At 38.2% G+C, this 13,331-nt stretch carries 10 protein-coding genes; all 10 read left to right on the forward strand.

The genetic code is table 11. The features are described 5' to 3' along the window. Positions 1-93: 93 nt before the first annotated feature. The 10 genes from BO15_RS0108075 (at position 94) to mgtE (ending at position 13,325) form a co-directional block, all read left to right on the forward strand. Positions 94-807: a LytR/AlgR family response regulator transcription factor gene (locus tag BO15_RS0108075; protein ID WP_033153866.1), complete on the forward strand. Its 714-nt coding sequence runs from the start codon at positions 94-96 to the stop codon at positions 805-807. A 2-nt stretch (positions 808-809) separates the two neighbouring features. Continuing rightward, a complete protein-coding gene (locus BO15_RS13240; RefSeq protein WP_052169850.1) occupies positions 810-2,105 on the forward strand; it encodes an ATP-binding protein in 1,296 nt (431 codons plus the stop codon). Positions 2,106-2,226: 121 nt separating this feature from the next. Beyond that, positions 2,227-5,256: a glycoside hydrolase family 3 N-terminal domain-containing protein gene (locus tag BO15_RS0108085; RefSeq protein ID WP_099047348.1), complete on the forward strand. Its 3,030-nt coding sequence runs from the start codon at positions 2,227-2,229 to the stop codon at positions 5,254-5,256. 114 nt (positions 5,257-5,370) lie between these two features. After that, complete coding sequence (locus tag BO15_RS0108090; RefSeq protein ID WP_033153868.1) at positions 5,371-7,179, forward strand: methyl-accepting chemotaxis protein; 1,809 nt, start codon at positions 5,371-5,373, stop codon at positions 7,177-7,179. 140 nt (positions 7,180-7,319) lie between these two features. Next, entirely contained in the window at positions 7,320-7,757 is a 438-nt protein-coding gene (locus tag BO15_RS0108095; protein ID WP_033153869.1) for a hypothetical protein, read from the forward strand. A gap of 17 nt (positions 7,758-7,774) precedes the next feature. Continuing rightward, positions 7,775-8,503 (forward strand): hypothetical protein, encoded by a 729-nt coding sequence (locus tag BO15_RS0108100; protein WP_033153870.1) that lies wholly within the window; start codon positions 7,775-7,777, stop codon positions 8,501-8,503. 11 nt (positions 8,504-8,514) lie between these two features. Further along, a complete protein-coding gene (locus BO15_RS13245) occupies positions 8,515-8,982 on the forward strand; it encodes a hypothetical protein (protein ID WP_052169851.1) in 468 nt (155 codons plus the stop codon). A gap of 123 nt (positions 8,983-9,105) precedes the next feature. Beyond that, entirely contained in the window at positions 9,106-9,957 is an 852-nt protein-coding gene (locus tag BO15_RS0108110; protein ID WP_033153871.1) for a YitT family protein, read from the forward strand. 241 nt (positions 9,958-10,198) lie between these two features. After that, entirely contained in the window at positions 10,199-11,677 is a 1,479-nt protein-coding gene (locus tag BO15_RS0108115) for an AAA family ATPase (protein WP_033153872.1), read from the forward strand. Positions 11,678-11,936: 259 nt separating this feature from the next. Beyond that, complete coding sequence (gene mgtE, locus BO15_RS0108120) at positions 11,937-13,325, forward strand: magnesium transporter (RefSeq protein ID WP_033153873.1); 1,389 nt, start codon at positions 11,937-11,939, stop codon at positions 13,323-13,325. Positions 13,326-13,331 lie beyond the last annotated feature (6 nt).

The raw sequence follows: 13,331 nt of genomic DNA on the forward strand, positions 1-13,331 counted from the left end.
GATATCTTGCAAAGTTCTATAGGTTTGGCATATCATGTCGATTTGAAGACATAAATGGTATACTTACACTAGAATATAGAAAGGGGATAGTTGATGCTTAGAATTGCAATAGTAGAAGACGAAAAAAAGTGTCAGGCTAGCTTGATAGAGCATTTATCCAGATATGAGAAAGAGCATTCGGACAGTTTCATTGTCAGGACTTTTTTTGATGGAATAGATATTTTAGATGACTACACTTCAGAGTATGATCTGATTTTCTTGGACATACATATGAAATATCAGGATGGAATGACTACAGCTAGAAAAATAAGAGAGCTGGATGACAGCGTAATCATCGTATTTATAACAGCCCTTGCCCAATATGCGATAGAAGGGTACAAGGTAAATGCTCTTGATTTTATTTTAAAGCCAGTAGTATATGAGCAATTTGAAGTCACAATGGATAAAGTGTTAAAAACTGCTGATAAGTATCACAAAGGTACAGAACTGATTGTGGCAGAAGATGGAGCAAAAAGAAAAATTGATACAGAAGATATTTGTTATATAGAGGTTGTTGGGCACACTATTGTTATCCATAGCAGGGGTGGGGTTTATGAAACCAGAAGCAAAAGCCTAAAGGCAATCGCCGAAGATTTAAGAGATTATGGATTTGTTCAAAGTGGACAATCCCATCTTATTAATCTTAAATATGTGGATAGAATAAAAGGTGATGTGGTTACAGTTGCAGGCGATGAGCTTTTTCTTAGTCGAAGCAGGAAAAAGGATTTTATTTCAGCCTTTGGTGATTTTGTAGGAATGGAGATATAGCCATGGATAATTCTTTCAATGTTGGATATCTTCTAGAAATGGTGATACCTGTTTTAGGGATTTGCAGTGTTCTAAACAAGAAAAAATATCCATTGTTAAGAGGGGCAGCTTGTGTCTGTTTAGGACTCCTTTTTGATGCTGTCATGACAGGAGTGCTTAAGCTGTTTGGATATGAGGGAACAGATTATTCAGATATAACTCCCTCCGCATATATAATCATTTTGTTTTGGTTTATGGTCATATGGATAGCGGTGATATTTGGAATATATTTTGCTACAGAGGTAAATTTTCACGAGGCAATCTATCTGTTTGCAATTAGCTATTGTATTGAGCATATTTTTTACTGTATAAGAGAACTCTTTGATTATTGCACAGACGGCAGGATACCGGATAATCAACCAATACTATATACCGTCTGTCTTATAGGCTCTTTTATAATGGCTTATTTTTGGTTTGCTAAATCTACAGTAGTTGATGGCAAATATTTGATAGAGACTCTTTCTGCTACATCTGCCACAGTTGTAATTTTGCTTGTGGTTTGGTTTTTAAGCATTATTTCGAGTGTTAATAATATTGGTCATATTCATGCGGTGTATGCTATTTTGGCAAGTCTATTTATTTTGATAAATCAAAGAGCTCAGCTTATCAATGAAAAAGAAAAAAGAGCATTTAGAATTAAAGAGCAGCTTTGGAAAGATACTCAGGTGAGATATCAGTTTTCAAAGGATGCCATGGCAGTAGTTAATCAACATTATCATGATATGAAACATCAGATTAATGCTTTGGCCAATATGGAAAGTGATGAGAAAAGACGAGGCATTTTATCTGAGATGGAAAACGACATAGCAATATATGATGCTGTAGTTCGTACAGGTAACGATCTTCTAGATACAGTTTTGACTGAAAAAAAGCTGATATGTCACAGTAAGGAAATCAGAATGAGCTGTATGGCAGATGGGGAGCAGCTCAAGTTTATGGATGAAATCGATTTGTACACATTGCTTGGAAATGCTTTAGACAATGCAATTGAAGCAAATGAAAAGATTTTAGATAGAGCCAAGAGATGGATATCAGTGCAGATTCAAAATAAAAAAGGGATTGTTCTGGTAGAAATCATTAATCCATACACGGGTACAATTAAAATGCAGCATGGCTTGCCTATCACATCTAAAAGTGACAAGCTAAGCCATGGATATGGCACCCAAAGTATCAAAGCTATTGTAGAAAAATATGATGGCAATTTAACTATTAAAACTGAAAATGATAAGTATTTACTTAGAATTATTTTTTCTGAGTAGAGATGCTGATTATGACAAAAAATGTGCAGGCTGTGACAAGGCCTGCATTTTTTTTAATGATTTTGTTATTCTTTCGATAAAGTTATCAATCGGGGTACGCCCCTAGAAAAGGAGAATGCAAATGAGCAAGGGAAGAAAAATTATTGGAACATGCATCCGCTCAATTCTTATTATCGTATTTGCGATTATAATTGTAGCGGTTAACAGCATCCTACCAAACTATGCCAGAATGGTAGACAGTATGCTGGGAGGCATTAACACAAAAATCGATAATTCGGATGTTGATACTACAGGTCTTGACTTACAGTACAACAAGGCGGATTACAATGCAGATTCTATTAAGACTGCAGAGGCAGATCTTCATCAGAGAATTGCAGATGAAGGTACAATATTGCTTGAAAATGAGGATGGTTTTTTACCACAGACAGCAGATGCTACATTTAGTTTCTTTAGTGTGAATTCAGCTACAGTAACATCAAATGATAGCATGATGGGTGGTAGAAGCCTTGCTGATATTTTTGATTCGGCAAATGTATCTATCAATAAAACACTTTTTGATTATTACAAAGAGCAGTCTGAAAATTATGGTTTGGGGGCTGGTTCAATTTCATATGGTGATGCTGAGGATTTCTCAATTAATGAGGTTCCATTATCAGAGCTTCAAGCAAATGACGATGTAATGAACTCACTCAAAGGTACAGTGCCTGTTTATTTCTTAAAGAGAGTAGCAGGTGAAGGAAGAGATATGCCTCGTTCTATGTACAACCATGCTGATAATGCGCAGGATCAGGCAAAGACATATCTTGAGCCAGACAGCACAGAGCTTGAAATTATCTCATATTTGAATGACAACTTTGATGGATTTATTCTTGTAAGCAATTCAAATGCTGCACTTGATCTTGATTTTGTTAAAGATTATCCAAATATCAAGGCTGTAATTTCAGCAACAGCAATTGAGTCATTGCCTTATATTTTAACTGGCCAGGTTAACCCATCAGGTAGAACAGTAGATACTTTTGCTGCAAATCCACTTGAGTCACCAGCTGCTATGAACTTTGGTGACTATCAGTATTCAGATTCAAACGGTGACCTTACAAAGTACAACTATGTTACTTACGAAGAGGGAATCTACGTTGGATATAAGTACTTTGAAACCAGATACGAGGATGTAACTCTAGGTCGTGAAAACGCTGGGGATTTTGACTACGATTCAGAAGTTGTTTATCCATTTGGATACGGATTGTCTTTCACCACATTTGAATGGTCCGATATGAAGACATCATGGGATGGAGATACTTGCAACATTGAAATCACAGTTACTAACACAGGTGATGTGGCTGGTAAGGATGTAGTTGAAATCTATGCCCAGAGTCCATACACAGATTATGATATTGAAAATGGTGTAGAAAAAGCATCTGTGCAGCTTGTAGCATACGATAAGACAAATGAGCTTGCAGCAGGCGAGTCACAGACAATGTCACTTAGTTTTGATAAGTCTCAGTTAAAGGCATACGATGCTAATAACGCAAAGACATATATATTTGATGCTGGTGATTACTATATTACTGCAGCAAAGAATGCACATGAGGCAGTTAACAATATTATCAATACAAAGCTTGATGATACAACAGATGAAGCTACATCTGAGTTTGTATCAGTTTACACTCCTGATATTACAGAGGTTGATACTGTTACATATTCAAAGGACAGCTATTCAGGCGAGGAAATCACAAATCAATTTGATGATGCAAAGGGTGAGGCTACATATCTTACTAGAAACGATTGGGTAGGAACATTCCCTACACACGATGGTACAGCAAGTGCTCAGATAAGCACTTGGGGAAATGAAATCAATGGAGATGACGGTGCATCTTATACATATACTAAGACTGCATCTGATGAGTTGATAGCACAGTTAGATAGTTTTGAATCAGGAACCACTATAGATCCAGAAACTCTTTCTGATACAGAGATTGTTTATGACAAAGATAATGGACTTAAGCTTATAGATATGCGTGGTCTGGATTATGATGACCCGCTATGGGAAGATTTATTGGATGAGCTTTCAGCTGATGAAATCTACAATGCAATCGGCGTAAGCGGATACGGAATCGAGTATATCAAATCAATAGAAAAGCCATTTAATATCGATGCTGATACAGCATCAGGCCTTATTTATGGTGGAACAAGTGCAATGTTCCCAAGTGCCATGACAATGGCTCAGTGCTGGAATCCATCACTTGCAAGGGAATATGGCACTATGATTGGAAATGAAGGTTTAATAGGTGGAGCTGATGGTTGGTATGCACCATCAATGAATATTCACCGTACTCCATTCTCAGGAAGAAATGGTGAGTATTATTCAGAGGATGCATTCCTTTCTGGTACAGTTGCTTCTAATGAGGTAATGGGTGCAGCTTCTAAGGGAATGTATACATATATTAAGCATTTCGCATTTAACGACCAGGAGAATCACCGTGGTGATAGAGATGGTCAGTACAGTATTGCAACATGGCTTAACGAGCAAAGCGCTCGTGAGATTTACCTTCTTCCATTTGAAATGTGCATGAAGGCAGGAGATGTTACTCTCAATTATGTTGAAAAACAGGATGATGGTTCTTATGCAAATGCATCTAAGGAAATCAGAGCATCACAGGCAGTAATGACATCATTCAACAGGGTTGGTGCTACATGGGCAGGTGGCGATTACGGCCTTATCACAGGTATTCTTAGAAACGAGTGGGCTTTTGATGGTCTCGTTATGACAGATAATGCCAATACTGGTGTATTCATGGATGGCTATCAGATGACAGAGGCAGGAGCTGATGTGAAGCTTACAACACTTCCTTCAGCAGCAAGATACAATTTTGATAAAAATGATGCTGCAACATACTACTATGCAAGACAGGCTATGCATCACATGCTTTACATTATCGCTAATTCAAAGGCAATGAATGGTGCAATGCCAGGAAGCCATATTAAAGATGGTGCAAGAATCACAACTCATGTTATGCGTATTGTAACTGTTGTATTTGTTCTTCTTATACTTCTTGAGATTTACAAGATATTTAGACTGTTTAAGCCTACCGCTAAAAAGCTAGCAAAACTTCAGGCTAAGGCAGAGAAGAGAGCAGCAAAGAAAGCTAAATAATATTGTGTGCAACATTTTGAACTAACAGTGAACTATCTGTGAAAATACAAAAATGTCAGAAAATAAATGCTATAGTAATTGATGTAGCCATTACAATAAGGAGGGACTTTTACTATGGCAGGAGAAGCAAAAAAACGTGGTAGTTTAAAAACAGTTTTGGTTGGGGTTGTTATGGCGTCTGTTATACTTTCGTCAGCAATTGTTTCTGTATTTTCAATTATAAACACTATAAACACCAACAATACACAGCGAGATGTATATAGCTCAAGACTTCTTGAGGATGTTAAGCTTAAATTAAAACATGAAACAGAAGAAGCCATGAGTATCTGTGAGGTTATGTATGGAAGATACCAGAATGGTGAAATGACACTGGCAGAGGCTGAAAAGGAGTCGGCTGATATCATTCGTGAACTTAGATACGACGATGGGAACGGTTATTTCTGGGTTGATACATCAAAAGGTGTGAATGTAGTTCTTTTAGGCAGAGATACAGAAGGTCAGTCTAGATGGGATGCTACAGATTCATCTGGAAATAAATATATTCAGATGATGATTGAAAACGGTTTGCAAGAGGGCGGCGGCTACACCGAGCTTATGTTTGCGAAGCCAAATGAGACAGAAGAACTTCCAAAGATTAACTATACAGCATACTATGAGCCATTTGATTGGGTAATGGGTACAGGTGTATGGGTTGATGATTTGGATGTAGTCGTAGATGAGTATCAAGCTCATGCACATGAAGCGCTTGTTAAGAATATCATGACTATAGTGGTCATTATGCTTATTCTTGTTATTATAGGTTCTGTTGCAGCATTCCTGGCAGGAGGCAAAATTACAAAGCCTATTATAACAGCAGCAGATCAGATGATTCGAATGTCTAATAGAGACTTTACAGAAAATGAGGCGATGGAAGAGGTTCGAAAGCTGAAGAACCATAACAATGAAATAGGAGCCATTTCGGAAGCTTTGGATTTGATGCATCAAAATATTCGAGATTTGATGCTTCAGATTTCAGATACTACATCGTCTGTAGCATCTGCATCTGAAGAGCTTTCAGCATCAGCATCACAGTCTGCAGAAGCTAGTGAGATGGTTGCAACATCTTGTACAAATGTTGCAAACTCATGCTCTGGCCAGATAAGCGCAGTAACAGATGCCAGCTCAGAGACAGATTCATTTGTTACAAACATGCAGGAATTCAAGGAAGCAATTAATCGTTCTTCTGAGATGATTAAATCTACAAATGAAGCTGCTATCAACGGCGCTGCTGATATGACAAATGCAACAGATATGATGAATACAATCAAAGAATCTGTTGAAAATTCAGCAAGAGTAGTAGATGATCTTGGCGAGAGATTAAAGAGTATTGACGAGTTCGTTGTTACAATTGCAGAAATTGCAAGCCAGACAAACCTCCTTTCTTTGAATGCTTCAATTGAGGCAGCTCGTGCAGGAGAGATGGGTAAAGGCTTTGCCGTTGTTGCTAGTGAGATTTCAAAGCTTGCTGATGAATCAAATCAGGCAGCTCAGAAGATTAACGAGCTAATTGCAGCTATTATGAACAATTCAAGACAGGCTGTAGATGCTATGAAACAGGGCGCAGAAGAAGTTATCAATGGCTCTGAGCTTGTAAATGAAGCTGGTGAAACATTCAATAATATTGTAAACATGGTTAACTCTATTTCTGAGGAATCAAATACAATGAGCGCCATTGTAGAACAGCTTTCAGGCGGAACAGATACCATTGCAAAGAATATCCATGACATAGAGCAGATGAGTATTTCAGTTGCGGATGAGACTTCAAATGTATCAGCTGCATCGCAGGAGCAGACAGCATCTTCATATGAAGTTGCCCAGGCATCTGACCGTCTTGCAGGTAATGCTCAAGAGCTTCAGGATTTCGTTGCACAATTCTCTTTATAATAGATATGTATATTTTAAGGCAGCTAGTTCACTCTAGCTGCCTTTTCTAGATTTAGTATTAATTTGTCTTTTAGTATACAAATTGTTGTGAAAAAGTGTTAAACTAAATTCAGGATAATACGCATAGAAGGGAGAAGTTTATGCAAAACGAATATAATGGAAAACCTATTTTTAGGCATCGTTATGTAAGCATGGACGAGGAATCCATTCGTGGGGAGATTGATAGACTTCAGGGAGAGATTTATGCTATGCAGCAAACTCTGGAGCTTTTTGGTCATGATAATAATGACATTAAACAGCAGGTGGCTGACAATCAGGAGCGTAATGAAAAATTACTTAAATCTTTAGAGAAAAAGGTTAATGATTTAAAGGATTCTCTTGATTACGGTACACCACTGAAAAAGCAATTGGATAACGTTACAAAGGATTTTTCAGCAAAAATCGAAGAAGTGTACAATGCGGATAGATTGAAAAAGCAGGAAAAGAGCATGTCCACATTAACAAGTCTTACCGTTATAAATACCATTCTTTTGATTGCACTGATAGGACTGATTGGATATTCAATTTTATTTATTTAATTTGGAGTAAATGATTTATGAATTGGGTTGTAGTTAACATAATGGTTATTGTTGTAGGCATTTCTGCTCTTGTAGGTTTGCCATTTTATTTTAAAAGAAAAAATGACTTACAGGCAGCAAGAGAGGAATTCGAATACTATCTTAAATTGATGGTGCAAATGGACAAACAATATGCGCCACATGTGAGATTGCTTACAAACAATCTTAACACAATTAATTATTGGCTAAAGACAGGCAGGGATCCAAATGAGAGTGAAGAGGATTCCGAAAAAGCAGAAAAAGAAAACAGATTCTTTGCAGGATTGATGAATCCTGTAGAAGCAAAGAAATGGAAAGAAGCTGTCAAAAAAGCGAAAGAGGATGACGAAGAGGATTTAGAAATGAAGTCACTTCGAGTGAATGAATTTGAAGTTACTGGTATGGAGCCTTCAGATGTAGACCAAAGCAGTATGAAGTTTTGGTACTCTACAGATTTTGGCGAGAATATTTTCTACTGTGTCACTCCAAAGGCTGTTGCAAAGCATCAATATAAAAACGTTCTTTATTTTACAACAGCTCGTCCAGCAAACATCCCTCTGGTTTTTCCATACAAATATGAGGGAGCACAGATGCTTTCTTTATACAAGCACCCTGCACAGACAGTCTGGTTCTTGCAGAATTGGAAGCTCATTAGAGAAGGGCTGGAGGGCGCTGGCAAAGATGCTGTAACTCTCGATGAGAGCATTACAAAAGATTTTGATTTATAAGAGGATATTTAATGGGAACAAAGGCTGAACAAGAGAAATTCACCAAAGAATTTCTTGAGAGAAAACCTAATAGATGTTCAAAATGTAAGGGCCGTATCCGTTACATCGGAGGAGGCCGATACGAATGTTTTGATTGTGGTAATCAAGAAATAGATGATTTTGGCAGAGTTAAAGAATACATAGATGAACATGGTCCCACACCAGCTATCATCATTTCAGAACATACTGGGGTGCCAGTTGATATTATCAATGGTATGCTTCGTCAGGGACGCCTGGAGATTCCAGAGGGCAGTCCTGTATATGTGCAGTGTGAAAGCTGTGGCTGCAGCATCCGCTACGGACGCTATTGTCCTGATTGCATTCGCTCACGCACCAACAACCTAAAGGGTGTTTTCTTCAACCCAGATGTAGGCGAAAAGCCTCAGCATGAGGTCAAGAAAGAAGATGGCCGCATGCACTTCCTAAAGTTTGACAAATAATTGGAATACTTTAGTCTGCTAATGCGTTACCGTGCTGTGCTGACAAATGTCCGTAAATGGTGTACAATCCAACCTGTTGCGAAACGTTAAATCGAATAATTTATTCAAAAGCACAGGTGTACTATGAAGCAGATATTAAAGACAGCATTGATTGTAATACTTGGAAACTTTACTTACGCCATAGCAGTAGCATTTTTTATTGAGCCAGCAGGATTGATTACTGGCGGCGGTACTGGTATAGCGTTGTTCTTTCACCACATACTTGGTTGGAAGGTCCCTCATGTGGTATTTGTAATAAACACATGTCTATTTCTTATCGGATGGAAGGTTATGGGCCGCAGGTTTGCAGCCAACTCATTACTTTCTACATTCTGTTTTCCTATAGAACTTCACATAGCAGAAATGCTTGCAGTCCATTACGCCCCTACAGACGATATATTCCTCTGCACAGTATTTGGAGGAATCATAATTGGAGCCAGTCTTGGTGTTGTTATTCGTACAGGCGCATCTACTGGAGGAATGGATATTCCACCTATTGTTTTAAATAAGCTTTTTGGTACGCCTATTTCGGGAGCAATGTGGGTATTTGATATTTGCATTTTGGTATTGCAGGCTTTATTCACAGAAAAGACCCTTGTACTCTATGGAATAATTCTCGTAATTATATATACAAACACTCTTGATAGAATGCTTATTCTTGGAAAGGCAAGAACACAGATTAAGGTTGTCAGCAAGAAGAGCGATGAAATACGTAGAGCAATTCTTCAGGATATCGACCGTGGTGTTACTGTTATGTATGGTCGCACCGGTTACCTTGGTAAAGATACTGAAATCACCCTTTCAATCGTAACAGCAAGAGAGCTTGCAAAGACAGAACAGCTTGTTCATGAAATTGATCCAGAAGCATTTATTATTGTAAGTCGTGTTTCAGAAGTTAAGGGAAGAGGCTTTACAGAGCAAAAGAAATATTTATAATCATCAGATTATTATCAAATAATTAATATCATATTGTTGAAAGATAACATGTGGATAACTCTTTGAATTTTAAGATAAATTTTGGAGAGTTATCCACATTTTTTATGCAATAGCAATATTTAGCCTCTAAATCAAAAATGGAATGCAAGTATACTTGCAAGATTCTTTCTGAGAACTCTTTACCATGCTAAAGAGTTTTGCTACAATCAAAAAGATAAAAATGGAGTTTAAGGAGAGAAAAATGCCAGTATTTGATTTTGCACAGGAAGAAAAAGACAACAGCGAGGCAGTGAAGACATATACTACTTTTCAATCTGATGAGCCTCAGGCCAGTCCTCAAAAGCCTATTATTATAATAGAAGATAAGGACGGCAAGTTGAGCCATCATGTAAATGGTGTGTTTACAAATCCTATTGCTAGAAGCAGCTTTGAAGCTGAGCTTGCAGATGGTGTTATATCAAAGGATATATTGCGAGTGGATTCTCGTTTTGTCAGCTTGATTGGATGGCTTGGAGAGAATCACATTCCAGTTAGACTTTCTGGTGCAAACACTGAGGAAGGCTATGCTGTCTATAAAATTCGTGAGACATCAACAGGAAACGGAAAACTATCTTCGGAGGATGGCTTCCTACAGTTTATGATGGAACGTCTTTTTGCTTCCAATCCACCATCGGAGGAAGAGCTTGACGAGGAGGATGCAGAAGACGGAGATGATATGAAGCTTACAAGCATTCAATCTATCACCGATTTTATCACCTGCGCTGGCAGAACATTTCCGGATAATATTCGCCTTTGGGCTAGAAGAAATCTGGCTGTTGCCAAGTCTGCTGAGGTTACAATAGAAGAAAGACGCCACGCTCAAAGAGCACTTTCGATAATGACTAGCATTCAATGGAAGAGTGATTATTTTGAGGCTATTGATCCGGTTGAGGCAAGACGAATTCTAGATGAGGAATTATACGGTCTTGAATCAGTGAAGCAGCGAATCATGGAGACTGTAATTCAAGTCAATCGTACCCATACTTTGCCAAGCTATGGCTTGCTTTTGTGTGGGCCAGCTGGAGTTGGTAAATCTCAAATCGCATATGCGGTAGCACGTATTCTAAAATTGCCATGGACAACACTTGATATGAGCTCTATCAATGATCCTGAGCAGCTTACTGGTAGCTCTCGTATCTATTCAAATGCTAAGCCTGGTATTATTATGGAAGCCTTTGCAAATTCGGGCACAAGCAACTTGGTGTTTATCATCAATGAGTTGGACAAAGCAAATTCCGGCAAAGGGAACGGCAATCCAGCGGATGTGCTTTTGACCCTTCTTGATAACCTTGGTTTCACAGATAATTATATGGAATGCATGATTCCAACTATGGGTGTTTACCCTATTGCCACAGCAAATGTAAAGGCTGATATTTCAGCACCTCTCATGTCCAGATTTGCAGTTATCGATATTCCTGATTATACAGTGGAGGAGAAGAAAGAAATCTTCCGCAGATTTTCATTACCAAAGGTTTTAAAGCGAATTGGTATGAGCTCGGAAGAGTGTCAGGTAACAGAAGATGGACTTGATGCTGTGATGGAAAAGTTTGTAATTTCGACAGGAATCAGAAACGTAGAACAGGCCGCAGAGCACCTTGCAGCAAATGCTTTATATCAGATAGAAGTGGATGGTGTAAAATCGGTGGTATTTAATAGAGAAATGGTTGAAAAACTTTGTTAAATGGGGTTTACAAAGTCTTGTTTTTTATGTTATGTTTTTTATGTAAAATTCAAACAATTAATTCAAATTAAAGAAAGGAGAACAGCTATGGATAAATCAGACAGTCATGGGCGATTATGCTGCGACGAGACATTTTTTATACATATGATTAGCTGTTCTTTTTGTTAATATCAAAAGAGCTTTGTTTTCATGTAAGTAAGGAATGTCATCGTCATCTAAATCAGACATGACATTCTTTTTTTATAGCGGAGAAAGTAACATGGAAACAAAGGATTTATTAGAGGACATCAAGTTACAAGAAATCGTCGACCTGCTACGTTCTAATATCAGCGCGGAGGAGCTTATGGAGGCGCTGGATGATTATCATGAAAATGATATCGCTGAAGCGTACGAAGCACTTGAGTCAGAGGACCGTAGAAGGCTGTTCGATATCTTGGGAGCTGAGCGTCTATCAGAGATTTTCCCTTATATTGAAGATGTAGGTGAATATTTAGCAGAGATTACACCAGAGCAGGCTGCTGACGTCCTGGAAAACATGGATGCCGATGATGCGGTTGATGCTTTGGAGGATATCGAAGATGAGGAAGAGAGAGAAAAGCTCATTGCCCTCATGGATAAGGATGCATCTGCTGATGTACGATTGATTAATTCTTACGACGAGGATGAAATCGGTAGCATGATGACTACCAACTTCATTGTCATTGCTAAGAATTTCACTGTAAAGCAGGCAATGCGTTCATTGATTTCGCAATCAAAGGACAACGACAATATCAACACTATTTATGTTGAGGACGAAGACAAGAAATACTACGGTGCTATCGAGCTTCGTGATCTTATTTTAGCTCGCGATTACACCCCATTGGACGATATCATCAGTCATAGCTATCCAAGCGTAAAGGCTGACGCAATGATTGCTGATACAATCGAAGATTTAAAGGATTACGCTGAGGATTCTATCCCAGTTCTTAATCCAAATGATGAAATCATTGGTGTTATCACATCTCAGGATATCATCGAGGCCGTAGATGATGAGATGGGTGAAGACTACGCTAAGTTAGCTGGTTTGACTGCAGAGGAAGATTTAAACGAGAGCTTGCCAGAGAGTATTAAAAAACGTATTCCATGGCTTTTGCTTTTACTTGGTCTTGGTCTTGTAACAAGCTCAGTTATTGGTATTTTTGATAAAGTTGTTGCATCGGTAGCTATCGTTGTTGTGTTCCAGTCATTGATTCTTGATATGGCAGGAAATGTTGGAACTCAGTCACTGGCTGTTACAATTCGTGTGCTTATGGACGAAGAAATCTCTGGTCTTGAAAAGGCTAAATTCGTTCTCAAGGAAATGCGAGTTGGTGGAACGAATGGTTTTATTTTAGGCTTGTTGGCACTTGTATTTGTAGCTCTTTATCTGCATGCTTTTAAGGGATATGTTTGGATAGCTGCATTTAAAGTATCGGGAATCGTTGGATTTTCGCTTTTTATTGCTATGATAGTATCAAGCTTTATTGGAACTATCATTCCAATTTTCTTCCACAAAATTAAGGTGGATCCAGCAGTTGCTTCAGGTCCACTTATCACAACAGTAAACGATTTGGTTGCTGTTGTTACATATTATGGTTTAGCTGGATTATTATTGGTTGGACATATTTAATTGTCT

Source organism: Pseudobutyrivibrio ruminis HUN009, from assembly GCF_000703005.1.
GTDB classification, from domain to species: domain Bacteria; phylum Bacillota; class Clostridia; order Lachnospirales; family Lachnospiraceae; genus Pseudobutyrivibrio; species Pseudobutyrivibrio ruminis_A.